Origin of the sequence: Actinoplanes sp. NPDC023714, from assembly GCF_040639855.1 — a bacterium.
GTDB lineage: Bacteria > Actinomycetota > Actinomycetes > Mycobacteriales > Micromonosporaceae > Actinoplanes.
In genome coordinates, this window is record NZ_JBFAAR010000001.1 from 788,801 (window position 1) to 814,166 (window position 25,366).

Annotated in this window: 20 protein-coding genes and 1 pseudogene; 14 read left to right on the forward strand and 7 right to left on the reverse strand. The window is 72.6% G+C overall.

Going from position 1 to position 25,366, the window contains the following annotated elements; genetic code table 11:
- Positions 1 to 16: 16 nt before the first annotated feature.
- Together AB0G10_RS03830 and AB0G10_RS03835 are read right to left on the reverse strand one after the other, a co-directional pair.
- The gene (locus tag AB0G10_RS03830; RefSeq protein ID WP_360915995.1) at positions 17 to 631 is read right to left on the reverse strand and encodes a transcriptional regulator; all 615 of its coding nucleotides are present in this window, start codon (positions 629 to 631) and stop codon (positions 17 to 19) included.
- Positions 628 to 1,803: a hypothetical protein gene (locus AB0G10_RS03835; RefSeq protein WP_360915998.1), complete on the reverse strand. Its 1,176-nt coding sequence runs from the start codon at positions 1,801 to 1,803 to the stop codon at positions 628 to 630. The genes AB0G10_RS03830 and AB0G10_RS03835 overlap by 4 nt, the downstream gene beginning before the upstream one ends.
- A 161-nt stretch (positions 1,804 to 1,964) precedes the next feature.
- On the opposite strand from AB0G10_RS03835, the gene rimO reads away from it, so the two are divergent.
- The 6 genes from rimO (at position 1,965) to AB0G10_RS03865 (ending at position 7,042) form a co-directional block, all read left to right on the forward strand.
- Entirely contained in the window at positions 1,965 to 3,422 is a 1,458-nt protein-coding gene (rimO, locus tag AB0G10_RS03840; RefSeq protein ID WP_360916001.1) for a 30S ribosomal protein S12 methylthiotransferase RimO, read from the forward strand.
- On the forward strand, positions 3,419 to 4,009 hold the full coding sequence (gene pgsA / locus AB0G10_RS03845) for a CDP-diacylglycerol--glycerol-3-phosphate 3-phosphatidyltransferase (protein ID WP_360916004.1): 591 nt from the start codon (positions 3,419 to 3,421) through the stop codon (positions 4,007 to 4,009). The genes rimO and pgsA overlap by 4 nt, the downstream gene beginning before the upstream one ends.
- Before the next feature lie 15 nt (positions 4,010 to 4,024).
- On the forward strand, positions 4,025 to 4,510 hold the full coding sequence (locus AB0G10_RS03850) for a CinA family protein (protein WP_360917948.1): 486 nt from the start codon (positions 4,025 to 4,027) through the stop codon (positions 4,508 to 4,510).
- Between the two features lie 159 nt (positions 4,511 to 4,669).
- Positions 4,670 to 5,041 carry a helix-turn-helix transcriptional regulator gene (locus tag AB0G10_RS03855; RefSeq protein ID WP_360916007.1) on the forward strand — a complete coding sequence of 124 codons (372 nt, stop codon included), beginning with the start codon at positions 4,670 to 4,672 and terminating at the stop codon, positions 5,039 to 5,041.
- A gap of 223 nt (positions 5,042 to 5,264) precedes the next feature.
- Positions 5,265 to 6,143, forward strand: coding sequence for a PspA/IM30 family protein (locus tag AB0G10_RS03860; RefSeq protein WP_360916010.1), 879 nt, complete (start codon positions 5,265 to 5,267; stop codon positions 6,141 to 6,143).
- A gap of 26 nt (positions 6,144 to 6,169) precedes the next feature.
- A complete protein-coding gene (locus AB0G10_RS03865; RefSeq protein ID WP_360916013.1) occupies positions 6,170 to 7,042 on the forward strand; it encodes a hypothetical protein in 873 nt (290 codons plus the stop codon).
- Here AB0G10_RS03865 and AB0G10_RS03870 read toward each other — a convergent pair.
- The gene (locus AB0G10_RS03870) at positions 6,993 to 7,793 is read right to left on the reverse strand and encodes a DNA-formamidopyrimidine glycosylase family protein (RefSeq protein ID WP_360916016.1); all 801 of its coding nucleotides are present in this window, start codon (positions 7,791 to 7,793) and stop codon (positions 6,993 to 6,995) included. The genes AB0G10_RS03865 and AB0G10_RS03870 overlap by 50 nt on opposite strands.
- A 54-nt stretch (positions 7,794 to 7,847) precedes the next feature.
- On the opposite strand from AB0G10_RS03870, the gene AB0G10_RS03875 reads away from it, so the two are divergent.
- The gene (locus AB0G10_RS03875) at positions 7,848 to 8,582 is read left to right on the forward strand and encodes an N-acetyltransferase (protein ID WP_360916019.1); all 735 of its coding nucleotides are present in this window, start codon (positions 7,848 to 7,850) and stop codon (positions 8,580 to 8,582) included.
- Positions 8,583 to 8,914: 332 nt separating this feature from the next.
- On the opposite strand, the gene AB0G10_RS03880 is transcribed toward AB0G10_RS03875, so the two are convergent.
- Positions 8,915 to 9,721 carry an SAM-dependent chlorinase/fluorinase gene (locus AB0G10_RS03880; protein WP_360916022.1) on the reverse strand — a complete coding sequence of 269 codons (807 nt, stop codon included), beginning with the start codon at positions 9,719 to 9,721 and terminating at the stop codon, positions 8,915 to 8,917.
- A 73-nt stretch (positions 9,722 to 9,794) separates the two neighbouring features.
- Between AB0G10_RS03880 and AB0G10_RS03885 the strand changes: the two genes are divergently transcribed.
- Positions 9,795 to 10,721, forward strand: a complete 927-nt coding sequence (locus AB0G10_RS03885) for a TIGR03560 family F420-dependent LLM class oxidoreductase (protein ID WP_360916025.1) — start codon at positions 9,795 to 9,797, stop codon at positions 10,719 to 10,721.
- Positions 10,722 to 10,867: 146 nt separating this feature from the next.
- On the opposite strand, the gene AB0G10_RS03890 is transcribed toward AB0G10_RS03885, so the two are convergent.
- Positions 10,868 to 15,418: an ATP-dependent helicase gene (locus AB0G10_RS03890; protein ID WP_360916028.1), complete on the reverse strand. Its 4,551-nt coding sequence runs from the start codon at positions 15,416 to 15,418 to the stop codon at positions 10,868 to 10,870.
- 211 nt (positions 15,419 to 15,629) lie between these two features.
- Here AB0G10_RS03890 and AB0G10_RS03895 point away from each other — a divergent pair, with 211 nt between their 5' ends.
- Positions 15,630 to 18,137: a protein kinase gene (locus tag AB0G10_RS03895; RefSeq protein WP_360916031.1), complete on the forward strand. Its 2,508-nt coding sequence runs from the start codon at positions 15,630 to 15,632 to the stop codon at positions 18,135 to 18,137.
- Between the two features lie 10 nt (positions 18,138 to 18,147).
- On the opposite strand, the gene leuE is transcribed toward AB0G10_RS03895, so the two are convergent.
- Positions 18,148 to 18,813 carry a leucine efflux protein LeuE gene (gene leuE / locus AB0G10_RS03900; protein WP_360916034.1) on the reverse strand — a complete coding sequence of 222 codons (666 nt, stop codon included), beginning with the start codon at positions 18,811 to 18,813 and terminating at the stop codon, positions 18,148 to 18,150.
- Positions 18,810 to 20,060: a bifunctional pyridoxamine 5'-phosphate oxidase family protein/GNAT family N-acetyltransferase gene (locus tag AB0G10_RS03905; protein ID WP_360916037.1), complete on the reverse strand. Its 1,251-nt coding sequence runs from the start codon at positions 20,058 to 20,060 to the stop codon at positions 18,810 to 18,812. Before AB0G10_RS03905 ends, leuE begins: the two co-directional genes overlap by 4 nt.
- Positions 20,061 to 20,108: 48 nt before the next feature.
- On the opposite strand from AB0G10_RS03905, the gene AB0G10_RS03910 reads away from it, so the two are divergent.
- The 5 genes and pseudogenes from AB0G10_RS03910 to AB0G10_RS03930 form a co-directional block, all read left to right on the forward strand.
- Positions 20,109 to 21,455 (forward strand): aminotransferase class I/II-fold pyridoxal phosphate-dependent enzyme, encoded by a 1,347-nt coding sequence (locus AB0G10_RS03910; RefSeq protein ID WP_360916040.1) that lies wholly within the window; start codon positions 20,109 to 20,111, stop codon positions 21,453 to 21,455.
- Between the two features lie 55 nt (positions 21,456 to 21,510).
- A complete protein-coding gene (locus tag AB0G10_RS03915; RefSeq protein WP_360916043.1) occupies positions 21,511 to 22,167 on the forward strand; it encodes a UdgX family uracil-DNA binding protein in 657 nt (218 codons plus the stop codon).
- 13 nt (positions 22,168 to 22,180) lie between these two features.
- A complete protein-coding gene (locus tag AB0G10_RS03920; protein ID WP_360916046.1) occupies positions 22,181 to 22,381 on the forward strand; it encodes a DUF3046 domain-containing protein in 201 nt (66 codons plus the stop codon).
- A 202-nt stretch (positions 22,382 to 22,583) separates the two neighbouring features.
- Positions 22,584 to 23,627, forward strand: a complete 1,044-nt coding sequence (gene recA / locus AB0G10_RS03925; RefSeq protein WP_360916048.1) for a recombinase RecA — start codon at positions 22,584 to 22,586, stop codon at positions 23,625 to 23,627.
- A gap of 596 nt (positions 23,628 to 24,223) precedes the next feature.
- A pseudogene (locus AB0G10_RS03930) lies at positions 24,224 to 24,751 on the forward strand (regulatory protein RecX); the annotation flags it as partial.
- Positions 24,752 to 25,366: the final 615 nt, after the last annotated feature.

The following is a 25,366-nucleotide window of genomic DNA, read 5'->3' on the forward strand; positions in this document are numbered from 1 at the left end:
GCCGGCCGCTCTAAAGTCAATCAGATTGTTTTTTAGAAAGGATCACGCAGCAGCGGCCCGGGGCGGCGTCCATCCGGGCCTCCCATTCGCTGCCCTCGACCAGGCCGCTGACCAGGGCGAGGTTCATTCCGCAGATGAGCGGCGGGAACTGCTCGGCGAGCTGGTGGAACGGACAGTTCCGGAGGACGACCCGCTCGTCCGCGTAGTCCGGCTCGTAGGAGTCGAGCGCCGCGAGCCCGGCCCGGCGCCCGTGCTCCCGGGCCACCTTCTCGACGGCCTCGTCCCCGCCGATCCGGTCCAGGGCCTCGGCCAGCAGGGAGGCCGCCGTGCGGTAGGAGCGCGGCGGCACGCTGACCGCGTGCTCCGCCGCGGAGAGGTGGTACAGCTTGGCGGGACGTCCGGCGCCCGGGCCGGTCCGGCCACTGCGGCGAGCGTACGAGACCTCGAGCAGTCCCGCGTCGACGAGTTTGTCCAGGTGGAACGCGGCGAGGCTGCGCCCGATGCCGAGCGCGCCGGCCACCTCGTCCCGTCCGATCGGGGCCGGCCTCGCCTCGGCGACCGCCCGGTACGCGTTACGGCGTACCTGATCGGTGAGAGCGGCGATGGCCGTGAGGTCTTCGGGGGTCGTCACGCCGCAATCGTATTGCCAACCGGTGTTGGCGCTAGAGGGCGGCGGAAGAGCTGGCCCATCGTGGTGGCGAGCGCCGCGAACACCAGCAGCGTCAGGATGCGCAGGTCGACGGGCGCCGGCTTGGCCTGCACCAGGTAGGTCTCGTACGTGATGATCGACGCGGCCTGGACGAGCAGCGGCACGAACCAGAGCCGGCGGGGCGCCCAGAACGCGGCCACCACGGTCAGCACCTCGGCCAGCATGAAGTACCGCTCGTGCATGCCGGGCAGCAGGAACGGCACCAGCAGCGCGGACGCGGCCGAGAGGATCACGATGTGCCGGGTGTCGAGCTCCACCCGCCGGGCCACGATCAGGAAGATGAAGGCGAGGACCGCGGCCACCGCGAAGAGCACGCCCGCCGTGCGGACCAGGTCGAGGTACTCCTCGACCGGGCGCAGGAACGCGTAGACGGTCGGTGCGGCGTAGGTGAGCTGCGGGAACTTCCCGGTCTGGCTCACGTAGATGGTCATCAGGTCGCCGAACGGCCGACCGGCCCGCCAGGCGGGGATCGCGAGGAGCACGTAGACGATCGGGATCGTGACGAGGCAGCGCCACGGCAGGCGCCGGGTCAGCAGCAGGGCGGCGAGCACCGGGAAGACGAAGATCGCCTGGAGCTTGAACGCGAACGCCACCCCGATCAGCGCCGTGCCGAGCCACGGCTTCCCGCGCAGCAGGTAGTAGAGCCCGGCCACGGTGAAGGCGCTGTAGATGGTGTCGCACTGCCCCCAGTACGCGCCGTTCAGCACGACCGTCGGCAGCAGGAGCACGGTGAGACCGGCGAGCAGCGGCATCCGCCACCCGGTGCCGCGCAGGGCGACGATCCGGGCGGCGTAGAAGGCCAGCACCACGTCGAAGACGACCGAGCCCAGCTTGATCCAGACCAGCACCTCGTACGGGGTGTGCTGTCCCAGCCAGGTGAAACCGGTCAGCAGGTAGAGGTACGGGACGTTGTAGTCGGCGAACGGGAACTTCAGGGCCGCGAAACCGCCGTTCTCGGCGATGAAGCGGGTCCACGGCCCGAGGTACCACTTCCAGTCGAAGGTCTCCAGCCCGAAACCGAGGAGGCGGACCGCCACGGCCACCGCGACCAGCGCGGCGGACAGCAGCAGCTCAGGTTTACGGTCCCCGTCCAACGTCGCTCCCCGTCAGCGCGATCCACACAGTTGGACGGAAGATACCGGTGTGACCGGATCGGCGTCGCCCGCCGAGATCCAGGTCTCACCTGTCCGTGCCGCGCGGGGTTACCGGCCGAGCGGACGAACTCGCCACCCCCGAGGCCCGGTAACCTTACGGGGTGTCTGCAACCCCTTCCTCTCGCCGCGTCGCTCTCCTGACCCTGGGCTGTGCCCGTAACGAGGTCGACTCGGAGGAGCTCGCCGCCCGTCTCGACGCCGGTGGCTGGGAGGTGGGCACCGACGCCGAGGGCGCCGACGTGGTCGTCGTGAACACCTGCGGTTTCGTCGAGAAGGCGAAGCAGGACTCGATCGACACGCTGCTCGCGGCCGCCGACACCGGCGCCAAGGTGGTGGCCGCCGGCTGCATGGCCGAGCGGTACGGCAAGGAGCTCGCCGACAACCTCCCCGAGGCGAACGCGGTGCTCGGCTTCGACGACTACACCGACATCACCGACCGGCTCGACGCGGTGCTCCGCGGCGAGAGCCTCGACGCGCACACCCCGCGGGACCGCCGCGAGCTGCTCCCGATCACCCCGGTGCAGCGGCATACGGCCAAGGTCGTCGTCCCCGGCCACGCCACCGTCGACGAGCACACCCCGGCCCACCTGCGCACCGTGCTGCGCCGCCGGCTCGACACCGGCCCGGTCGCGTCGCTCAAGCTGGCGAGCGGCTGCGACCGCCGCTGCGCGTTCTGCGCCATCCCGGCGTTCCGCGGCGCGTTCGTCTCCCGCGACCCGCAGGAGCTGCTCGCCGAGGCGGAGTGGCTGGCCAAGACCGGCGTTCGCGAGCTCGTGCTGGTCAGCGAGAACAGCACGTCGTACGGGAAGGACCTGGGCGACCCGCGCCTGCTGGAGAAGCTGCTCCCGCAGCTGGCCGCGGTGGACGGCATCGTCCGGGTCCGGGCGAGCTACCTCCAGCCCGCCGAGACCCGTCCCGGCCTGGTCGAGGCGATCGCCACGACCCCGGGCGTGGCCGCCTACTACGACCTCTCCTTCCAGCACTCCAGCGAGTCCGTGCTGCGCCGGATGCGCCGTTTCGGCTCCACCGAGCGCTTCCTCGAGCTGCTCGAGTCGGCGCGGAAGCTGGCACCGGAGGCCGGCGCCCGGAGCAACTTCATCGTCGGCTTCCCCGGCGAGACCAAGCAGGAATACGAGGAGCTCGTCCGCTTCCTCAACGAGGCCCGGCTCGACGCCATCGGCATCTTCGACTACAGCGACGAGGACGGCACCGAGGCCGCCGGGATGACCGGCAAGGTCAGCGAGGCGACCGTCCAGAAGCGCTACGACCGGATCACCTCGCTGGTCGAGGAGCTCTGCGCGCAGCGCGCCGAGGAGCGGATGGGCAGCACCGTCGAGGTGCTCGTCGACACCATCGAGGACGGCGAGGTCGAGGGCCGCGCCGAGCACCAGGCCCCCGAGGTCGACGGCTCCACCCTGCTCGTCGCGGGAGAGAGCGGCGTCGACCTCTCCGCCCTGCGCCCCGGCGACCTGGTCCGGGCCACCGTGACCGGCACCGAGGGCGTCGACCTGATCGCGGTGCCGGTGGAGATGATCTCGGCAGCACCGGTGGCGCGGTGACCAACGAGCCTGCTCCGGTGCCCGCGCCGCGCGTGGTGTCGCTCTACAACGCCGCGAACGCGTTGACAGTGGTCCGGATCGTGCTCGTACCCGTCTTCATGGCTCTGGTCATCGCCTCCGAGATGACCGACCCGGACTGGCGGATCGCGGCCTGTCTGGCGTTCTGCGTGGCCTCGGCGACCGATTTCGTGGACGGCTGGATCGCCCGGCGGTGGTCGCTCGTCACCTCCTTCGGCAAGGTGGCCGACCCGATCGCCGACAAGGCGCTCACCGGTACGGCTCTGGTGCTGCTCTCGGCATACGACCAGCTGCCCTGGTGGGTCACGATCGCCATCCTGGTGCGCGAGTGGGGCGTGACGGCCCTGCGGTTCTGGGTCATCCGGTACGGCATCATCCCGGCCTCCCGGGGTGGCAAGCTGAAGACCGGCCTGCAGATCGTGGCGATCGCCTGGTACCTGTGGCCGGTGCCGGAATCAGCGCAGTGGATCGGGGTACTCCTGATGGGCGCCGCGCTGGTCGTCACGGTGGTGACCGGCGTGGCCTACCTGGTCGAGGCGCTGCGCCTGAGGGCGGGCGCGCGGAAGTAGGAGTTGTCCGTGGAGATGTCGGTGGCCGCAGCCGCGGCCGTGCATCAGCTCGTGGAACGGCACGAGACGATGGCGACCGCGGAGTCGCTGACCGGCGGCCTGGTGGCCGCGACCATCGTGGAGATCGCCGGCGTGAGCGCCGTCTACCGCGGCGGGATGGTCGTCTACGCCACCGAGCTGAAGGCGCGGCTCGCCGGCGTACCCGAAGGTCTTCTCCAGGAGCGGGGCCCGGTGGACCGGGACGTGGCCGCCGCGCTCGCGGCCGGCGCGCGCGAGCGCTGCGGCGCCGACTGGGGCCTGGCCACCACCGGCGTCGCGGGCCCCGAGCCGCAGGACGGCAAGCCGGTCGGGCTCGTCTACGTCGCGGTCGCCGGGCCGCACGGCGTGGAGGTGCGCGAGCTGTGGCTGGACGGCAACCGGACGGCCGTCCGCACCGAAAGTGTGACGGCCGTCCTGCAATTGCTCACCGAGCTTCTCCGCTCCGCACCGGCGCCGGTCTGAACTGGGAATTCATCCCGTTCCATGATCGTTATCCGGATAGGCCGCCGGCCATGGGTGATGGGAATTCGGCGGGGCGGGATGTCGGCATGGCTCGGGCCAGGTACGGTTGCGGGAAGCCTCCGGCGTATGCCGGCGGCCCCGCCCGCAGGAGGAGGTGCCATGGTCCTGCTACGCCGCGTTATCGGCGACGCACTTCGGGCGCGCCGGCAGGGACAGCACCGCACGCTGCGCGAGGTGTCGACGGCGGCGAACGTGAGCCTGGGTTACCTGTCCGAGATCGAGCGCGGTCAGAAAGAGGCGTCCAGCGAGCTGCTCGCTGCCATCTGCGACGCGCTCGGCGCCCGCCTCTCCGAGTTGCTCAGTGAGGTCAGCAACACCCTGGCCGTCGCGGAGAGCATGGAGGGTGTGCTCGTCCCGGTCGACGACAAGGCCACCGACGGGAACGTCTCGGTCTCGGTCCGCCAGGACTCCCCGCTGAAAGCGACGCTGCACGCGACTCGCAAGAAGCGGGACGTCGTCTACGCTGCATGATCACTTCCATGGGACGCACCGGGCCTCGTCCCGGTGCGTTTCTGTGTCTTCGCCACGTGCCGTCAGGCCTCGGGGGAGCGTAGCCTCGAAGCGGGGGAAGACCCTGAGATCCCCCGTAGGTCACGTGACGTCACTGGCGTCGGGCTGACACGATGGGTTTCGCGCCACTGAGAATTCTTCAGCGGCGCCACCGGCGGAGCGACATTTGAGGGGACACCACGAGATGGCGAATCCGTTCGTCAAGGGCTGGCATTACGTGATGGCGCTCTTCGGCGCGAAAATCGACGAGTACGCCGACCCGAAGGTCCAGATCCAGCAGGCCATCGAGGACGCCCAGCGACAGCACCAGGCGCTCGTGCAGCAGGCCGCAGCCGTCATCGGCAACCAGCGGCAGCTCGAGATGAAGCTGTCCCGGCAGATGTCCGAGGTCGAGAAGCTGCAGGGGATGGCCCGTCAGGCCCTCGTGCTGGCCGATCGTGCCCGGGCCGGCGGCGACGAGGCAGAGGCCCAGAAATACGAGGCGACCGCGCAGACGCTGGCGACCCAGCTGGTCTCCGGCGAGCAGGCGATGGAAGACCTCAAGACCCTGCACGACCAGGCTCTCGCGGCGGCCGGGCAGGCCCGCAAGGCGGTGGAGAACAACGCGATGGTGCTCCAGCAGCGCATCGCCGAGCGCTCCCGCCTGCTGAGCCAGCTCGAGCAGGCCAAGATGCAGGAGACCGTGGCGAAATCGCTCGAGTCGATGTCGCAGCTCGCGGCGCCGGGCAACACCCCGTCGCTCGACCAGGTGCGCGACAAGATCGAGCAGCGTTACGCGAACGCGATGGGCCGCGCCGAGCTGGCGTCCAACTCGGTCGAGGGCCGCATCCTCGAGGTGCAGAAGTCCAGTCTGGACCTGGCCGGATCGTCCCGTCTGGAGCAGATCCGGGCGAGCATGGCGGGCGAGAAGCTCGGCGGCGCCGCGGCGCAGCCGGCCGTCGGCCAGAACGGCGCGGCCGCTCCGAACGCCACGCCCGCGGCCGACCCGGCCAGCGTGGCGCGGCTCGACGAGATCCGGGCCAGCATGAACCAGAAGCGCGGCGACACGACCGCCGCCGGTTGATCGAAAACGCACGGGAGGGCTGAGGGGTGGACGACCGGACCAAGCACTTCAAACGGCTCCGGCGCCTGCGCGGCTCGGCCCGCCGGTGGAGTGTCCTCGGTGGTGGCCTGACCGGCGCCGCCGTGGTGCTCACGCCCTACGCGGGGATCGGCATCGCCGACGCCGCGTGGGCGGCCGCCGCCGGTGGCTCGGTGGTGCTCGCCTGGTTCCGCTGGAGCGACCACCGCGAGCTCGCCGCCACCCCGGCGCCCCCTCCGCCGCCGCCCGTGATCGGCTCACCCCGGCTCGCCGCGGCGATCGAGCGCTTCCCGGCCGGCCGCACGGTGATGCAGGAGGTCCGCCGTCAGAAGAACCGCTACGCGCTGCGCGGGTCCGCGATCGCCGCGAGCTGGGAGCGGCTCGACCAGGCGTCGCAGACCATGGCCGGCCTCGCCGACCGGCTGACCGGCGCCGGCGAGCCCGCGGCGATCGAGGCGGCCAGCGCCGAGCAGTGGCTGCGTGACCTCGGGCAGCGGGTGGCCGCCGTGGAGCGCGCGATCCCGCTGACGAAGGACGGCCGCCGGGAGGCGCTGGAGCGGTCGCACGCGAGCCTCACCGAGCAGTTCACCGAGGGCGTCGCGGAATACGAGAGCCTCGTGGCCGCCGCTGCGAGCTACGTGGCCGAGGACGGCCACCCGGTCGCCGACAGCCGCCATCCGGCGTACTTCAGCCTGATCGAGGCGGCCGACCGGCTGCGCGGCTTCGCCGAGGGCCTGGCCGAGCTGCGGACCGGTGAGATGCGGACCAGCGAGATCCTGCGCGAGACGCAGCAGATGCCGGAGCCGGACGGTCCCCTGCGGGAGGACGGGTTCAGGACGTCTTCGCGGGGTCGGGCTGGCAGCGCGGACACCAGTAGGTGACACGCTCGTCCTGTTCGGCCTTCTGGATGGCGCTGCCGCATCGCCGGCACGGCTGGGCGCGGCGGCCGTAGACATAGCTGGTCTGCCCGCGGCGCAGCGATCCGGTGGTGGTCTGCGTCCAGCGGCCACGATTCGACGCGACCAGTTTCTGGGCCAGTACGACCGTACCCCTGAGGTCTTTGATCTGATCGACCGTCGTCCAGGGGAAGAGGCCGCGGAGAAAGAGCGTCTCGGCCTTGTAGAGGTTGCCGACGCCGGCCAGGTTCCGCTGGTCGAGCAGGGCCTCCGCGATGGACGCTGAAGGCTTCGCGCTGATCCGGCGGACCACCTCGTCGGGATCCCAGTCGGCGCCCAGCAGATCCGGTCCGAGATGGCCGACGAGCGTGTCCTCCTCGGCCGTCGGGATCAGCGTCACCTCGTGCAGGTGGTAGCCGACCGCGACCGACCGCCGCGTCTTCAGCACCACCCGGATCAGGTGGGCGGGCCGCCCGGTCCAGCGCTCGCCGGGCGCGTAGGCACGCCAGGCGCCCTCCATCCGCAGATGCGAGTGGAGGGTGAGCGGTTTCTCCCCGTCCCTGGTCAGCCGGGTCAGCAGATGTTTGCCCCGGCTCGCCGACTCCGCGACGGTCCAGCCGCTCAGATCGGTGGTGGCGAGACGCGGCACGCGGAAGTCGGAACCGGTCAGCACCTCCCCGGTGAGCGCCTTCTCCAGCACGCGGGCGGTGTTCCAGACGGTGTCTCCTTCCGGCATGCCTCCATCTTTATTCAGATGCCGGCTTTTCGCCGGGCTGACATCCTGGCGCGCATGGATTTGGACATCGCCCCGATCGCGGGACGGACCGAGCTCTTCGACTCGCTGGACGGCGGCTGGCCGGAGTTCATGACGAAGGACCCGACGGGCGTCTTCTACTACCGGCACTTCGAGGAGTTCTGGCCCGAGTTCACGCTGCTGGCGGTGGACCGGGCGACCGGCAGGGCGGTGGCGAAGGCGCACGCCGTGCCGCTCTCCTACACGGGCTCCCTCGACCTGCTCCCGGAGACCGGCTGGGACTGGGCGATCCGCACGGCCGCCCTCGACCGCCTCTCCGGCGCCACCCCGACCATCGTCTCCGCCCTGGAGATCATGATCCGCCCCGATCTGCGGGGCACCGGGCTGTCCTCCGTGATGCTGGGCGCCATGCGCGACAACGTGGCCAAGCTCGGTTTCACCGATCTGATCGCGCCGGTCCGGCCGAGCGGCAAGACCGCTCAGATCAACGAGCCCATCGATGCGTACGCCCGGCAGCTCCGTGGCGACGGCCTCCCCGCCGATCCGTGGCTCCGCGTCCACGTGCGAGCGGGCGGCCGGATCGTGAACGTGGCCCACACCAGCATGGTCTACGGCGGAACCCTCGACCAGTGGCGCTCCTGGACGGGCCTCCCCTTCGCCGAAACCGGCCCGGTCGAGGTGCCGGGAGCCCTGACCCCCATCCACTGCGACGTGGCCCAGAACCACGCCGTCTACGTCGAACCGAACATCTGGATCCACCACCGCCTCTAGACCGCGCCCGCCCCGCCCTTATTCCGCTTCGCGCGCCCCGCCCTCTCCGCGCCCCGTTTTCCGCGATCTTGTGATTCTGCGCGGAGACGGGGCGTCCCCAATCAACAAGATCGAGGAAGGGGGGCGCTCGGCCGGCTCGGGAGTGGGGCGCTCCACCATGCGCTCTCCGCGCCCCGTTTTCCGCGCCCTTGTTCTCCGCGCCCCGTTTTCCGCGATCTTGTGATTCTGCGCGGAGACGGGGCGTTCCCAATCAACAAGATCGAGAAGTGGGGGGCGCTCGGCCGCCGGGGACGGTCAGGCGGCTCGGGCGCGGTCAGGCGGCTCGGGGGCGGTCAGTCGGCTCGGGGAGTCGGGCGCTCGGCTATCCGGATCGTGTCGCCGGGGCGGACGGAGAGGACGACCACGGCGCGGCCGTTGTTGACGGCGATCGCCACGCGGTCGGCCGAGTCGGCGAAGACCAGGAGTTCGCCGGCGTTGACGTCGGCGAACGTGGTGCCGCGCCGGGCCCGGACGTTGCCGTTGAGGGTGAGTTCCGGCCCGAGTCCGCTCAGCATCGAGCCGCCGGCGGCCAGCTGCACGTTGCCGAACCGGTCGACGGTCAGAACCTCGGCCTCGATCCAGCCGTCGCCGACGGTGACGACCGGGTCGGGTAGTCGTACCAATGTGGCCTGATCGATCGACGGCCCGGCGTCGGCGGGAGCCGCGCCGGCGGCGAGCCGTGCGGCGGCGGGGGCGAAGAGATCACGCCCGTGGAAGGTGCGCGCGATGTCGCCGAGGGTCCAGTCCGGGTTGGCGAGCTCGTGTGCGGCCTCGATGCCGCCGAGCGCGTCGGCCGCCCAGATGAGCAGGCCGTTGTCGGGGCCGACCAGCAGGCCCTTCGGGGTGGTGAGCACGATGCCGCGCCGGGCCGTGCCGACACCCGGGTCGACGACGGCGAGGTGCACCGACGGCGGCAGGTAGGGCGCGGTCTGCGCGAGCACCGCGGCGCCGCGGATGACGTCGGCCGGTGGAACGTGATGGGTGACGTCGATCACCCGGGCCTGCGGGGCGACGCGGGCGATCGACCCGTGGCAGGCGGCGACGAAACCGTCGAACGTGCCGTAATCGGTCGTGAAACTGATCCATTCATAACCGGCCATGGTTGGTCACGTTACTGCCAGTTGTTTCGGGGTGCGGGGCAGGCACGCCGCGGCGGCGTGGCAGGGTTGATCCATGCGTCTCGTGATCTTCACCGAACCCCAGCAGGGCGCCAGCCACGACGATCTCCTGCGGGTGGCCAAGGCCGCCGAGGACGGCGGCTTCGACGGTTTCTTCCGCTCCGACCACTACGTCAAGATGGGCGACGCCTCCGGTCTGCCCGGACCGTCCGACGCCTGGATCACCCTGGCCGCGCTGGCCGTGCAGACGTCCCGGATCCGGTTGGGCACGCTGGTCAGCTCGGCCACGTTCCGCCTGCCCGGCCCGCTGGCGATCGCGGTGGCCCAGGTGGACGCGATGAGCGCTGGCCGGATCGAGTTCGGTCTCGGCGGCGGCTGGTTCGAGGAGGAGCACACGGCGTACGGCATCCCGTTCCCGGCCCTCGGCGAGCGCTTCGACCGCCTCGAGGAGCAGCTCGAGATCATCACCGGGCTGTGGAGGACGCCGGCCGGCTCGCCGTTCTCCTTCGACGGCAAGCACTACCGGCTCGTCGACTCGCCGGCCCTGCCGAAGCCGGTGCAGTCCCCGCTGCCCGTCGTCGTCGGCGGTCACGGCAAGAAGCGCACCCCGGCCCTGGCCGCCAAGTACGCCGCCGAGTTCAACGTCCCCTTCTCCAAGATCGAGGACCTGCCGGCCCAGTACGACCGGGTCCGCGCCGCCAGCGCCGCGATCGGCCGCACCGAGCCCCCGGCCTTCTCCGCCGCCGCCGTCCTCTGCGTGGGCCGCGACGACGCCGAGGTCCGCCGCCGCGCCGCCGCCATCGGCCGCGAGGTGGAGGAGATGCGCGAGAACGGCGGCATCGTGGGCACCCCCGCCGAGGCGGTGGAGACCATCAAGAAGTACGGCGAGGCCGGCGCGACCCGGCTGTTCCTGCAGGCGCTCGACCTCGCCGACATCGACCACCTCGACCTGGTGGCGGCCGAGGTCGCCCCGCAGCTCTGACCCTCGCCCCCGGGCCGGGGTGAGACCCGGCCCGCGGTGGGACCCGGGCCGGGGTGAGACCCGGCCCGCGGTGAGACCCGGCCCGCGGTGAGACGCGGCCCGCGGTGAGGCCCGCCCCGCGGTGGGACCCGGCCCGGACGGGTGACTCAAGCTCTCAACCGCAACCCCCGAGGTGTGGCCCGGAACCCCGCCGCCGTCAGCGCCTCCCGCAACGGCGAGGAGTTGACCGACTCGCCGTCGGCGCGTTCCACCGACAGCGTGCCCAGCGCGCCCGACCGCACGGCCCCGGCCAGCGCCGAGCCGGCCGCCGTGAGCTGTTCCGGATCGTCGGCGAAGGAGAGCAGCGTCTTGCCGCCGCGTTCGACGTAGAGCACGAGCTCGCCGGCGACCAGGACGACGAGCGCGCCCGCTTTCCGCCCGGCGCGGTGGCCGGCCTTCGCGACCGGTTCGCCGTCGCCGCTGTCGACGACCCGCTCGGGCCAGGGCAGCGCCGCGCCGAAGGGGTTGCCGGGATCGGTGGCGGCCAGCACGAGAGCCGTGGCGCCGGTGCGTTTGGCGAGCTCGGCCGGTTCGGCCAGGGCCCGCAGCCGGTCGACCGCGCCCGGCACCGCGAACTGCGCCGCCCCGAGCCCTTCGACGAAGTAGCCCCGGCGGGCCGCCCCGCGCTCCTCGAGCGCGGACAGCACCGGGTAGACCCCGGCGAACCCGCCGGTCACCCCCTCGGCCATCACGGCGCCGCGGGTGACCACCCCGTGCCGTTCGAGCAGCAGGTCGGCGAGCGCGGCCGCCCGGCGGGTCGGGTCGGGGTCGCGGTCGGGCAGCCGGGACCAGCGGCCGACCATGTTGAGCGGGCCGGTGCGGGACGGCATGGTGGGCCGACCGGGCCGGCGGTATCGCGAGCGGGCCGGCGCGGCCTTGGCCCGGTGCGCCCCGCTGCCGCCGAGCAGCGCCCGCAGCGGGGCGAGCGTGTCGTTGGTCAGATGACCGGCCCAGACCAGGTCCCACACGGCGGCGGCCAGATCGGTGTCGTCGGTGGAGCCGACCCGGTCGGAGAGGTTCCGGAAGAAGAGCGCCTGCCCGTCGTCGAGCGCCGCCAGGATCGACTGGTGCAGCGGGGTCGCCGCGAACTCGTCGTCGGGCGGGGGCAGCAGCAGGGGAGCGCTGTCGGCGTATGCCAGGGTCACCCACCCGTCGCCGCCGGCGATCGACCCGGACCCGGCCCAGAGCACCTCGCCGCCGGCGCAGAGCTCGTCGAGCTGCGGAGGGGCGTAGTCGGCGACCCGGGCCGGCAGCACCAGCCGCTCCCAGGCCGAGGCCGGCACCGCGACACCCTGGACCTGCTCGATCGCGGCGGCCACCGCGTCGACCCCGCGGGCGTTGCCGCCGACCTGCTGCCAGCGCGGCAGGAACGCGGCGAGCACCCGCGGCGGCACCGGCTCGATCTCCCGGCGCAGCGCGGCGAGCGACCGGCGCCGCAGCATCCGCAGCACCTCGGCGTCGCACCACTCGGTCCCGGCGCCGCCCGGGGTGAACTCGCCGGACGCGACCCGGCCGGTCGCGCTCAGCCGTTTGAGGGCCTGCTCCACGACGAACACGCCGAGCCCGAACCGGGCCGCGCAGGTGGCGGCCGGGAACGGGCCGTGCGTACGCGCGTAGCGGGCCACCAGGTCACCGAGCGGGTCGGCGACCGGCTCGAGGTAGGCCTCGGGGATGCCGACCGGCAGCGCCACCCCGAGCGCGTCCCGGTAGCGGCCGGCGTCGTCGATCCCGATCCACCGCTCCTCGCCGGCCACCCGGATCCGGATGGCCCGGCGCGCGGCCTCGAGGCTGACCGCCCACTCCTCGGGCACCCCACGGGTGGCGAGCTCGGCCGCCGAGAGGTCGCCGAGGAGGCGCAGCAGCTCGGCCGTGTCCTCGGCGTCGCGGGGCGTCCGCTGCTCGGTCCGCCACTGCAGCTGGAGCTCGGTCTCGGCGACCACGGCGGGATCGAGTAGCTCGCGCAGGTCGACCCGGCCGAGCAGCTCGCCGAGCAGGGTGGAGTCGAGGGTGAGCGCGGCGGCGCGGCGCTCGGCGAGCGGGGCGTCCCCCTCGTACAAAAAAGCTCCGACATATCCGAAGAGCAACGATCGGGCGAACGGTGACGGCCGCGGGGTCTCGGACTCGACGAGGCGCACCTTGCGTCCCGAGATCTCCCGCATCAGGCCGACCAGGCCGGGCACGTCGAAGACGTCGCGCAGGCACTCGCGGGCCGCCTCGAGCGTGACCGGGAAGTCGGCGAACTCGCGGGCGACGTCGAGCAGCTGCGCCGACCGCTGGCGCTGCTGCCAGAGCGGCTGCCGGCGGCGCGGATCACGGCGGGGGAGCAGCAGGGATCGGGCGGCGCACTCCCGGAAGCGGGACGCGAAGAGCGCCGACGTGCCGACCGACTCCTCGACGATCTGCGCGATCTCCTCGGGGTCGAACGCGACCAGGTCGGCGCCGGGCGGCTCCTCGGCGGTGTCCGGCAGCCGGACCACGATGCCGTCGTCGGAGGGCATGACCTGGCCGTCCACCCCGTAGCGCTCGCTCAGCCGGCGGCCGATCGCGAGCGCCCACGGCGCGTTGACCCGGGCGCCGAGCACGCAGTGCACGGTCATCCGCCAGTCGCCGAGCTCGTCGCGGAACCGCTCGACCACGACGGTCCGGTCGTCGGGCAGGTGGCGGGTCGCCTCCCGCTGCTCACGGAGGTAGGCCACCAGGTTGCCGGCCGCCCAATCGTCGAGACCGGAGTCCCGCAGGGTGGCCGTCGCCTTCTCGTCGCCGGCCCGGGCGAGCCCGCGCAGCCGCGCCCCGATGGCCCGGCCCAGTTCGACCGGCCGGCCGGGGGAGTCGCCCTTCCAGAACGGCATCCGGGCCGGCGCGCCGGGAGCTGGGGAGACCAGGACCCGGTCGGGGGTGATGTCCTCGATCCGCCAGGACGTGGAGCCGAGCAGGAAGACGTCGCCGACCCGGGACTCGTAGACCATCTCCTCGTCGAGCTCGCCCACCCGGGACGCCTTCTCCGAGCCGGCCAGGAAGACGCCGAAGGTCCCGCGGTCGGGGATGGTGCCGCCGCTGGTCACGGCGAGGCGCTGGGCGCCGGGCCGGCCGGTGAGCTCGTCGGTGCCGCGGTCCCAGACCAGCCGGGGGCGCAGCTCGGCGAAGGCCGTGGACGGATAGCGGCCGGAGAGCATGTCGAGCACCGCGTGCAGCGCCGAGTCGGGCAGCTCGGCGAAGGGCGCGGCCCGGCGGACCAGGGCGGCCAGCTCGTCGACCTGCCAGGCGTCGAGCGCCACCATCGCGACGATCTGCTGGGCCAGCACGTCGAGCGGGTTGCGCGGGTAGCGCAGCTCCTCGATCGCGCCCTCGCCCATCCGCTCCGCCACGACGGTGCAGGACAGCAGGTCGCCGCGGTGCTTCGGGAAGACCACGCCCCGGGAGACCGCGCCCACCTGGTGCCCGGCGCGGCCGATGCGCTGGAGGCCGGCCGCGACCGACGGCGGCGCCTCGATCTGCACCACGAGGTCGACCGCGCCCATGTCGATGCCGAGCTCGAGGCTCGAGGTGGCGACCACGGCCGGGAGGGTGCCGGACTTGAGCGCCTCCTCGATCTGCTTGCGCTCCTCGCGGGAGACGCTGCCGTGGTGGGCCCGGGCCACCACCGGGGGAGCGCCCTGGGTGGCGCCGGCCTGCGCCATGATCGCGGCCGGCAGCTTGGTGACCACCGGCGCCGGCTGCTCCGAACGCTCCGCGACCAGCTCGTTGAGCCGGGCGCAGAGCCGCTCGGCGCCGCGCCGCGAGTTCGTGAAGACGATCGTCGACCGATGGGCCTCGATCAGGTCGAGCACGCGCTCCTCGACGGCCGGCCAGATCGACGGCGAGTGCCGGTTGCCGCCCGGATCGTCGGCGTCGAGGTCGGGCACCTCGTCGAGGCGGGTCATGTCCTCCACCGGGACCTCGACCGCCACCTCGATGGTCTTGGCGCTCGGCGGCTGCACGATCTCGACGGCGTGCGCCCCGCCGAGGAAGCGGGCCGTCTCGTCGATCGGCCGGACCGTCGCGGACAGGCCGACCCGCTGGGCCGGGCGATCGAGCAGCGCGTCGAGCCGCTCCAGGGAGAGCGCGAGGTGGGCGCCGCGCTTGGTCGCCGCGACCGCGTGCACCTCGTCGATGATCACCGTCTCGACCCCGCGCAGCGAGTCGCGCGCCGCCGAGGTGAGCAGCAGGAACAGCGACTCGGGCGTGGTGATCAGGATGTCCGGCGGGGTGCGCGCGAAGAGCCGCCGCTCCTCGGCCGGGGTGTCGCCGGTCCGCATCCCGACGGTGATCTCGGGCGGCGGCAGCCCGAGCCGGCCGGACGCCTGCCGGATGCCGGTGAGGGGGGCGCGCAGGTTGCGCTCGACGTCGACCGCGAGGGCCTTGAGCGGGCTCACGTAGAGCACGCGGCAGCGCCGGCGGGCCTCCTCGGGCGCCTCCTCGTGCGCCAGCTTGTCGAGCGACCAGAGGAAGGCGGCGAGCGTCTTGCCGGAGCCGGTCGGCGCCACGACCAGCGCGTTCCGCCCCGCGCCGATCGCCCGCCACGCTCCGGCCTGGGCGAGCGTGGGCGCGGCGAAGGCGGCCGTGAACCACTCGCGTGTGGCCGGTCCGAACGTCTCGAGCACCTCTGGCATGCCGACCATCCTGCCCCGGGGGTGTGACAGAAAACCCGCGTCGGCGCCTTCCAGGCGATTCGGTTCCGCTTTCTCCTTTTGTACGAGGGGAGCAAAGGCCTTCGGTACGACGGGAGCACGCGCCCCGCCGGCCGAACCGCACGCGGGGACCGGGTGATCGTCATTCCTTGGGCGGTCTGTGGCTGATTATCCTGATACCCGACTTGATGGGTGGGTGCCGATGGCGGTCAGGCAGATGCTCGTCGCCGGCCGGTACCGTCTTCTGGAACCGGTCGGCGCAGGTGGAATGGGACGCGTGTGGCTCGCCCACGACGAGATGCTCCACCGGGACATCGCGATCAAGGAGATCGTCCCGCCTGACTGGATGAGCGGCGCCGAGCAGGACCGGCTCCGGGAGCGGACCCTGCGCGAGGCCCGCAGCGCGGCCCGGCTCAACCATCCCCACGTGGTCCGGATCTACGACGTGGTGCACGCCGCCGGCCTGTCCTGGATCGTCATGGAGTACATCCCGTCCCGCTCGCTGCACCAGGTCCTCAACGAGGAGGGCCCGTACGACCCGGCCGGCGCCGCGCGGATCGGCCTGGCCGTCCTCGACGCGCTCGACGCCGCTCACGGGGCCGGCGTCCTGCACCGCGACGTGAAGCCGCACAACGTCCTCATCGGCGCCGACGGCCGCGTCGTCCTGACCGATTTCGGTCTCGCCACGTTCGTCGACGACGGCACCGTCACGATGCCCGGCCTGATCGTCGGCTCCCCGCAGTACGTCTCGCCGGAACGCGCCCGCGACGGCGCCTCCACCGTCGAGTCCGACCTGTGGTCGTTCGGGGCGACGCTCTACGCGGCGGTCGAGGGCCAGTCGCCGTACGCCCGCGAGACGGCCATGGCGACCCTGGCGGCGCTCGCCACCGAACCCCCGGATCCGCCGCTCCGGGCCGGTCCGCTCACCCCGATCCTGCTGGGCCTGCTCCGCTTCGAGCCGGCCGCCAGGCTGACCGCCGCCGAGGTGGAGCGCGGCCTGCTCGCCGTCGTCGCGTCCGATCACCGCGGCACGCCACGCATCCCCGGCCAGCGGGACACGGGCCCGGCCCCCCGCCGATCCCCAGCCCCCCGCCGATCCCCGGCAGCCTTCGCTTTCGACGACGGCCCACCTCTGGCGGCGCCGAGCCCGTCCGGCCGCCCCGGCCTCGACTCCTCCGCCCCGCTCACCGACGTGTCGGGCGAGATCTGGTACCCCGCCGAGCCCGACCCGCCGCTCGACGACGGCCCGCTGAGCGTCGGCGACTGGCACACCGAAGACTCCGGGCTCCTGTGGTCCGGATCTTCTTTGCGGCGCGGCCGTCACCGAGAGGACCCGGTCGTCGAGGAACCGGCGGAGGAGAGATGGCAGGACATCCCCGAAACCGGCAGTGACCCCTATCTGACCGGCGTCATCTCCCTCTACGGGAATCCACCGGTCGCGGCCCCCATACCGGGGACGTTCCTGGTTCCCGCCTTCCCACCGGGAGCCGCCTCCGTCCCGATCACCCCGGTCGCGCCGGTCATCCCGGTCGCTCTGGCTCTTCCCGCTGCGCCAGTCCTTCCCGCCGCGCCGGCCGTCCCGGTCACGGACGACCCGGACGAGCACGCTCCCGACCCTTCGCCCGAACCGCAACGCTCTGAGCCCGTACCCCCGCTCGCGAAGACCGACCCCCCACCCACCGCGACCGACCCTCCCAGCCGGGAGATCGTCTTGGCGGTGCCCGCGCCGCCTTTCACCGGCACGATCCTCGAACACGACACCCCGTCGAGAGCCGCCCGAGCCCGGGCGAGATCGGCCATGGCGGCGGTCCTGATAGTCCTGCTGGGTAGCGGCATTCTCGCCGTCCATCTATCCCAGACCCGCGGCCCGGACCCGAGCGTCGTCCTGCCCCCGGCCAACACCGTGCTCCCGAACCAGTCACCCCCGTCCGGAAAGCCGTCCCCGCAGCGGTCCGCCCCACAGCAGTCAGCCCCGCAGCAGTCCGCCCAGCCGAAGCCAGCCCAGCCGAAGCCCGCCCAGCCGAAGCCCGCCCAGCCCGGCCCAGGCCAGCCGACGGCCACCCAGCCCGGCCCGGGCCGACCGGCGACCACCCAGCCCGCCCCGGGCCGGCCCACCACCGGGACCACCGCCGGCCCTCTCGCGACCGCCCCCATGACCGCGAGCCGCTCCGCCCCCGAAGGCCTGCCGAGAACCCCGGAGAAGGGCGCCGCCCGAGGCGTGAACGGCTGGACCCTGCCCGCCGGCTGGTCCTATTTCACCGACGGCACCGGCACCCACCTGGCCGTCCCCGACGGCTGGACCTATCAGCGCGCCGGTGCCACCTATTGCTTCCGCAGCCCGGACGGCGCCGGCGTCATCAGCCTCGACCTGGGCCGCAACCCGTCGGCCGACCCGCTCGAGGCCTTCCGCGCCGAGGACCAGCGCCTGCGCCGGGAGGGCGGGATCACCGGGTACGACACGGTCGGCATCGAGGCCGTCCCCCTGCTGTACCGGGCCGCCGACTGGGACGTCCGGTACCGCACCGGCGACGGCGTGCTCCGCCGCGCCACCACCCGATGGCTCACGATCGGCGACCGCGCCTACGCCATCGGGTGGTCACTGCCGGACGCCCAGTGGAAGAAGCGTCACGGCGAACTGGACATGGTCCGCACCACCTTCTATTCCACGACCCCACCGGCCGGCCCCGGAGCGGCGGCCCGCCGGGAATGACCGTTCCTGATCAACCCGCGCCGGCCGTGGCCAGCTTGATCCCGAACCCGACGAACAGCGCGCCCACCCCGGTGGCCGCGCCCGCCGCGAGCCGCCGCCGCTCCCGGAATTGGCCGGCCAGGAAGCGGCCCCCGAAGATCAGCGCGCTCAGGTAGAGCAGGCTGAAGAACTGCACGACCGCGCCGAGCACCAGGAACGACAGCTCCGGGTGCGGGTATCCCGGCTCGACGAACTGAATGAAGAACGAGATGAAGAAGAGGATCGCCTTCGGGTTGAGCAGGCTGATCACGGCGGCCCGCCGGAACGGGTGCCGCACCCCGGGCGGCTCCTCGGCCACCGACGCGGCGAGCGGCGCCGCGCCGGCCCGGTCGCGCCACCGCCGCCACGCGCTGCGGATGATGTTGACGCCGACGTAGGCGAGGTAGGCCCCGCCCGCGTACTTCAGCACCATGAAGACCGTCGGGTAGGTGTTGAGCAGCGACGCCACCCCGGTCGCCGACAGGATCATGAGGACCGCGTCGCCGACGAAGACGCCGCCGGCCGCGAGGTATCCGGCCCGGACCCCGCGCCGCGCCCCGACGGTCAGCACGAAGATCGAGTTCGGGCCGGGCAGCAGGATGATCGCCACCACGCCGAGCACGTAGGTCCAGAAGTCGGTGATGCCCAGCACGGTCATTCCCCTCGTTCCGCGGTCGCCAGGCGGTCGCGCAGCCGCTGCGCCGCGGCCGGCCACTCGTCCCTGGTCAGCGCGAACATCACGGAGTCGCGCCAGGTGCCGTCCGGGCGTAGCCGATGCCGGCGGATCACCCCGTCGCGGCTGGCGCCGAGACGCGCGATGGCCCGCTGGGAGCGCTCGTTGCGGATGTCGGTGTACCAGAAGACGCGCTCCGCGCCGAGAACGTCGAACGCGCGCTCCAGCAGCAGGAGCTTCGCCTCGGTGTTGACGCCGGTCCGCCACCACTTGCGGCCGATCATGGTGTGCCCGATCCCGAGGGAGCGCCGATCGACGTCGATGTCGTGGTAGCTGGTGGTGCCCACGACCGTGCCGCTGACCGGGTCGACCTGCGCCCACGCGGACCGGCCGCCGTCCCACTGGTCGCGCAGCGCCGTGGTGATGACGGCCTCGACACCGCTCACCCCGGCCGGCCGCGGAGTGGGGAGGTGCCGCCACACCTCCTCGTCGTCGAGGGCCTCGAACAGCCCCGGCGCGTGGCCCGGCGTCAGCGGCTCGAGCCGCACGTGACGGCCCTCCAGCACGACGGGCGTCTGCCACGCCGAGGGCGACCCCGGCAGGTAGGCCGGCGGCGCCTGGGTCACGCCCGGCTCGGTCAGCGGCGGGCCGGCCACCGTACGCAAAGGCAGCACCCCGGCCCAGTGCGGCAGATCCATGTCCTCGGGCTCGTCGATCACGCCCCCGGTCCGCTCCCGGACCGACACCTCCACCAGCGGCAGTGCCATGACGGCGGTCTGCGCGAGCTCGCGCCGATCGCCCGGACGGCTGTCGGCGGACCGGCCGGCGCCGATCTTGTCGGCCAGGGCGGCGAGCACCCGCGCCTTCTCCGCCTCGTCGGTCACCGGGCGGGCGATGCCGTGCACGACGACCGAGCGGTAGTTGGCGCTGTGGTTGAACTGGGACCGCGCGTAGACGATGCCGTCGAGCAGGGTCACCGAGACGCAGAGCGGGATGCCGCCGTCGCGCGCCGCCAGCCCGGTCCGCGAGCCGGTGGAGCCGTGCAGATAGAGGGTGCCGCCGATCCGGACGTGCAGGTTGGGCAGCACCCGGGGCTCACCGCCGACGACGAACCCGACCGCGCAGTCGAACGCCTCGTCGAGGACGGCGTGCGCCGTCTCCTCGTCATACCGCATCTTCTTGCGGTTGCGGAGAGGCGTGGTGCGCTCGGTCGGGGTGTAGAGGTCGGTCATCGGGGAGCCTCCTTGCGGCGAGCCCTGTGCTAGTACAGAATGGCGTCTGTGGCAGAACAGTATCAGGTCGAGGGCGAGAGCGCCGCCGAGATTTCGGCGAGCATCGAAGCGGGCGTCCTGCGCGGCGACTGGGTGTCCGGCGCGGCGCTCCCGCCGGTGCGGGTCCTGGCCGGCTCACTGCACGTCAGCCCGGCCACGGTGGCGAAGGCCTACCAGGAGCTGCGCCAGCGCGGCGTGATCGAGACGGAGGGCCGGCGCGGCACCCGGGTCCGCTCCCGGCCGTCGGTCGCGGTCCTCCGCGCCGACCTCGCCCCGCCGATCCCGGCCGGGGTCCGTGACGTCTCGTCCGGCGAGCCCGATGTGCGGCTGCTCCCGCCGCTCGGCCCGGCGCTGGCCGCGGTCGCCGCCGAGACCGGCCGGCCGCAGGGCTACGCGTCGGCCGTGACCATGCCCGAGCTGATCGAGGCGGCCCGTCCCCGGCTGCTGGCCGAGGGCGTGCCGGTGGCCGGCGCCGCGATCGCGGTGACCGCGGGCGCCCTCGACTCGATCGAGCGCCTGCTCGCCGCCCACCTGCGTCCCGGCGACCCGGTCGCGGTCGAGGACCCGGGCTGGGGTGGCCTGATCGACCTGCTCGCGGCCCTCGGCCTGCGCCCGCTCCCGGTCGCCGTCGATCGGGAGGGGATGGATCCGGCGGCGCTCGGGGAGGCGCTGCGGTCCGGCGCCCGGGCCGTCGTCGTGACGGTCCGCGCGCAGAACCCGACCGGCGCGGCCGTCTCGGCGGACCGCGCGGCCGCGCTGCGTGACCTGCTCGGCGGCCATCCCGACGTGCTGGTCATCGAGGACGATCACGCCGCCGAGCTGGCCGAGCTGCCACCGCACTGCATCGGCCCGGTGACCCGTTCGTGGGGTTTCGTCCGCTCCGCCTCGAAGCCGTTCGGTCCCGACCTGCGGATCGCGGTGCTGGCGGGCGACGAGACGACGGTGGCCCGGGTGGTCGGCCGGATGCGGATCGGGATGGGCTGGGTGTCCACGATCACTCAGCGCCTGCTGCTCCGGCTCTGGCGCGATCCGCAGGTCACCGAGCTGGTGGCCGAGGCGGCGTGCTCCTATGCCCGCCGCCGGGGCGCCCTCCGGTCCGCCCTGCTGGAGCAGGGCGTTCCCGCCTTCGGCGAGACCGGGATCAACGTCTGGGTCCCGGTCCGCGACGAGGCGCAGGCTGTGGGGGCGCTTCGCGATGCCGGGTACGCGGTAGCGCCCGGTTCCCTTTTCCGGATCCGTTCGGCCCCCGGGATCCGGATCACCGTCAGCACCCTGTCCGACGAGGAGATCCCGATTCTGGCCGGCGCGGTCGCGGTCGCCGTCCGGATGTCCGGCGCCGCCCTGCCGTTCCGCTGACGATGTCCCCCGTGAGGGTCGGCATTCTGTCGCACCGTACGGGTAGAACAGTCGGATGGCATCGACCGAACCGCCGCCCGGGGCACAGGAATGGGTGCCGCCGCACCCCCGGAGCATCGCCGAGCTGAAGGACGCGGCCGCCGGCTGCCGGGGTTGCGAGCTGCACGAGAACGCGACGCAGACGGTCTTCGGCCGGGGCGCCGAGCAGGCCCGGATCGTCTTCGTCGGCGAGCAGCCCGGCGACGTGGAGGACCAGCGCGGCCTCCCGTTCGTCGGCCCGGCCGGCCGGCTGCTGCGCGAGGCCGTCGACGACGCCGGCATCGACCCGGCCGAGCTCTACATCTCGAACGCGGTGAAGCACTTCCGGTTCGAGATGCGGGGCAAGCGGCGCATCCACCAGACGCCCGGCCCGGCCCACATCACCGCCTGCCGGCCCTGGCTGGTGGCCGAGTTCTCGCTGCTCCAGCCGGAGCTCGTGGTGGTGCTGGGCGCGACGGCGGCCAAGGCGCTGCTCGGCCCGTCGTTCCGGGTGACCCGCTCGCGCGGCCGGTTGATGCCGTGGCCGGCCTCGGCCGAGCACCCGGAGGACTTCCCGGTCGCCGAGATCCAGGTCCTCGCCACGATCCATCCGTCGGCGGTGCTGAGGGCCGACAGTCGTGAGATCGCTTACCGGGGGCTGGTCGACGACCTCAAGGTGGCGGCCACCGCCTGAGTACGCTCGTACGGTGCGGTTGACAGATTTCTGGGGACGTCTCGAGGAGACATTCGGGGCTGCGTATGCGCGGAGCATCGCGGCCGATCACGCCTTTTCGGCGCTGGGCGGGCGGACCATCGATCAGGCCATTGCACAGGGTGTCGAGACCGTCACGATCTGGCGAGCAGTGGTGGCCGCGTACCCCGATCGGGTGCCTTCCCGCCTGCGATGACGTTGTTTTCGTACGCCTGTTCTGGCGTGTCACTCGATAGTCGTACAGGTGTTCGGCTATTGTCCACAGCGGCTCGGTCATCCACAGGCCGGAGCGGGGTGGGAGATTTTTGTCGTACCCACCGCCTAACGTGTCGGCCGTGGTGAACAGAAGCTCTTCGGCGAAGACCGCGAACGCGAAGTCGAATACAGGGGTGGCGGCAATGGCAGGACAGGATCGGGAAAAGGCGCTCGAACTGGCGCTGGCACAGATCGACAAGCAGTTCGGCAAGGGGTCCGTGATGCGGCTCGGGGAGCGGCCGGTCGTGCAGACCGCCGTCATCCCGACGAGCTCGATCGCGCTCGACGTGGCGCTCGGCGTCGGCGGCCTGCCGCGGGGCCGCGTCATCGAGGTCTACGGCCCCGAGTCCAGCGGTAAGACGACGGTCGCCCTGCACGCCGTGGCGAACGCGCAGAAGGCCGGCGGCATCGCGGCGTTCATCGACGCCGAGCACGCCCTCGACCCGGAATACGCCCGTGCCCTGGGTGTCGACACCGACGCCCTGCTGGTCTCCCAGCCCGACACCGGTGAGCAGGCCCTCGAGATCGCCGACATGCTGATCCGCTCGGGCGCGCTCGACATCATCGTCATCGACTCGGTGGCCGCCCTCGTGCCGCGTGCCGAGATCGAGGGTGAGATGGGTGACAGCCACGTCGGTCTCCAGGCCCGCCTCATGAGCCAGGCGCTCCGCAAGATCACCGGTATTCTGAACAACTCGGGCACCACCGCGATCTTCATCAACCAGCTCCGCGAGAAGATCGGCGTGATGTTCGGCTCGCCCGAGACCACGACCGGTGGCCGCGCGCTGAAGTTCTACGCGTCCGTCCGTCTCGACGTGCGCCGCATCGAGAGCCTGAAGGACGGCACCGACGTGGTCGGCAACCGGACCCGGGTCAAGGTCGTGAAGAACAAGGTGGCCGCGCCGTTCAAGCAGGCCGAGTTCGACATCATGTACGGCAAGGGCATCTCCCGCGAGGGCTCGCTCATCGACGTCGGCGTCGAGCAGAGCATCATCCGCAAGTCCGGTGCGTGGTACACCTACGACGGCGACCAGCTCGGCCAGGGCAAGGAGAAGGCGCGGGAGTTCCTCAAGGAGAACCCCGACGTGGCCGCCGAGATCGAGAAGAAGATCCTGGAGAAGCTCGGCGTGGGCCAGACCACCGGCGATGCCGCGGGCGGCCCCGAGCTCCCGCCGGTCGACTTCTGATGCGGTGAGCCGTCATGGCAGGACGACGTGGTGCGCGGTCCGGGCGCGGGTGGGATGCCATCCCGCCCCGGCCCGCGGACGACTCCGAAACCGGCGCCGAGCCGAAACGCTCCCGCCGGCCCGCTAATCGGTGGGGCAACAAGCCCCGCCGCGCTCCCCGAGACGGCGAAGTCCCCGACTCCACCGTCTTCGGCGCCGACTCCTCCGAGCCCGCCGAGTCCGGGGGAAGCGGAGTCCCCGCAGACGACGGCCCGTCGCCGGCGGGCCGCTACTACCTGGGCGGCCCAGGCGGCCCCAACCCGGGCGGTTCCAGCGCCGGCGGCGGCCCAAACCCGGGCGGTTCCAGCGCCGGCGGCGGCCCAGGCGGCTACCACCTGGGCGGCCCCGTGGGCTCCGGCCGAGGCGACGCCGGTGGCTCGGGCGGCTATTACCTCGGCGGCCCGGGCAGTCCCGGCGGCCGTGGTGACCGTGACGGCTTCGGCCGCCGCGAGGGCTTCGGCGCTCGCGATGGCGCCGGCGGTGGTGCCGGCGGGCCGGGCGGTGGCGATGGCACGCGGGGGCGGGGCGGCGAGCGTCGTTCCGCGGAGCAGCAGTCCGAGCCGGAGCGGGCGCGGGAGATCTGTATCCGCCAGCTGGCGGTGCGTCCGCGCACGCGTGCCGAGCTGTCGAAGGTCCTCACCCGCAAGGGCATCTCCGACGAGGTGATCACCGAGGTGCTCGACCGCTACGACGAGGTCGGCATCATCGACGACGCCGCGTTCGCCCGGGCCTGGGTCTCCAGCCGGCATCACGGGCGCGGCCTGGCCCGTCGCGCCCTCGCGAACGAGCTTCGCCAGCGCGGGGTCGACGCCGAGGTGGCGAGCGAGGCCCTCGAAGCCGTCGACGACGAGGCCGAGGCCGAAGCGGCCCGCGCCCTGGTCGACCGCAAGCTCCGGACGGCCACCGGAACTCCCGAAGCCGTCTTCCGCCGCCTCGTGGCGATGCTGGCCCGCAAGGGCTACCCGGCCGGCATAGCGTTCCGCGCCGTCAAGGATGCGCTGGCCGCCCGCGACGCCGAGGCAGCCGAGTTCGCCGACGCCATCGACGAGGACGCCCTGGCCGACGAGGCCGGCCCCAGCGCCTGAGGCTCCACCGGGTGCCACCAGGTGAAGCACCCCGCGAGAGGGGAAGCGGCCGGGCGGAATGAGGCGCCCCGCCGTGCGATGGCGGCCGGGCCGCGTGAGGCGCCGTGCTGCGTGCAGGCGGCCGGGCCGCGTGAGACGCCGTGCTGCGTGCAGGCGAGCCGGGCCGCGTGAGGAGCCGGGCCGCGTGAGGCGCCCCGCTGGAGCGTGCCGGCCCACCCCGGCTAGCGCCCGCACATGGCGTTGATGGCGATACCGGAACCCCTCACCGATATAGTCCTGATGTGAGGCCTGAACCCCTTTCGCGGGGATCTGGGGGGCGGAACCCCGCGCCGTCACAGCTACGCAGAGCGACGCACGACCGCGGCGACGCCAACGACGATCATGTCGTCGGTTGCGAGTTGATAACGACGACCGAGGCGTCATCACACGGTACGTCGGAAATGTCCCGGAGAGATCGTGAGCTGGGCGTAAGCACGTCTGTGCCGTACGTCCTATCCGCTGCCGAATCATGAGTCCTTGACCGAAGCGGTGCTCGCGACCTAGCCTCGCGTTACACAAGGTTTGTTCGACCATCGCAAGCTACAGACACAACATAGATCGCATCACATTACGGCA

What these genes read in the sequence shown, in the direction of transcription:
- AB0G10_RS03850 (WP_360917948.1), top strand. Translation starts at nt 4,025, where the DNA reads ATGTCGGTGGCCGCAGCCGCGGCCGTGCATCAGCTCGTGGAACGGCAC.
- AB0G10_RS03855 (WP_360916007.1), top strand. Translation starts at nt 4,670, where the DNA reads ATGGTCCTGCTACGCCGCGTTATCGGCGACGCACTTCGGGCGCGCCGG.
- AB0G10_RS03860 (WP_360916010.1), top strand. Translation starts at nt 5,265, where the DNA reads ATGGCGAATCCGTTCGTCAAGGGCTGGCATTACGTGATGGCGCTCTTC.
- AB0G10_RS03870 (WP_360916016.1), bottom strand. Translation starts at nt 7,793, where the DNA reads ATGCCGGAAGGAGACACCGTCTGGAACACCGCCCGCGTGCTGGAGAAG.
- AB0G10_RS03875 (WP_360916019.1), top strand. Translation starts at nt 7,848, where the DNA reads ATGGATTTGGACATCGCCCCGATCGCGGGACGGACCGAGCTCTTCGAC.
- AB0G10_RS03880 (WP_360916022.1), bottom strand. Translation starts at nt 9,721, where the DNA reads ATGGCCGGTTATGAATGGATCAGTTTCACGACCGATTACGGCACGTTC.
- AB0G10_RS03885 (WP_360916025.1), top strand. Translation starts at nt 9,795, where the DNA reads ATGCGTCTCGTGATCTTCACCGAACCCCAGCAGGGCGCCAGCCACGAC.
- AB0G10_RS03890 (WP_360916028.1), bottom strand. Translation starts at nt 15,418, where the DNA reads ATGGTCGGCATGCCAGAGGTGCTCGAGACGTTCGGACCGGCCACACGC.
- AB0G10_RS03895 (WP_360916031.1), top strand. Translation starts at nt 15,630, where the DNA reads ATGGCGGTCAGGCAGATGCTCGTCGCCGGCCGGTACCGTCTTCTGGAA.
- leuE (WP_360916034.1), bottom strand. Translation starts at nt 18,813, where the DNA reads ATGACCGTGCTGGGCATCACCGACTTCTGGACCTACGTGCTCGGCGTG.
- AB0G10_RS03905 (WP_360916037.1), bottom strand. Translation starts at nt 20,060, where the DNA reads ATGACCGACCTCTACACCCCGACCGAGCGCACCACGCCTCTCCGCAAC.
- AB0G10_RS03915 (WP_360916043.1), top strand. Translation starts at nt 21,511, where the DNA reads ATGGCATCGACCGAACCGCCGCCCGGGGCACAGGAATGGGTGCCGCCG.
- recA (WP_360916048.1), top strand. Translation starts at nt 22,584, where the DNA reads ATGGCAGGACAGGATCGGGAAAAGGCGCTCGAACTGGCGCTGGCACAG.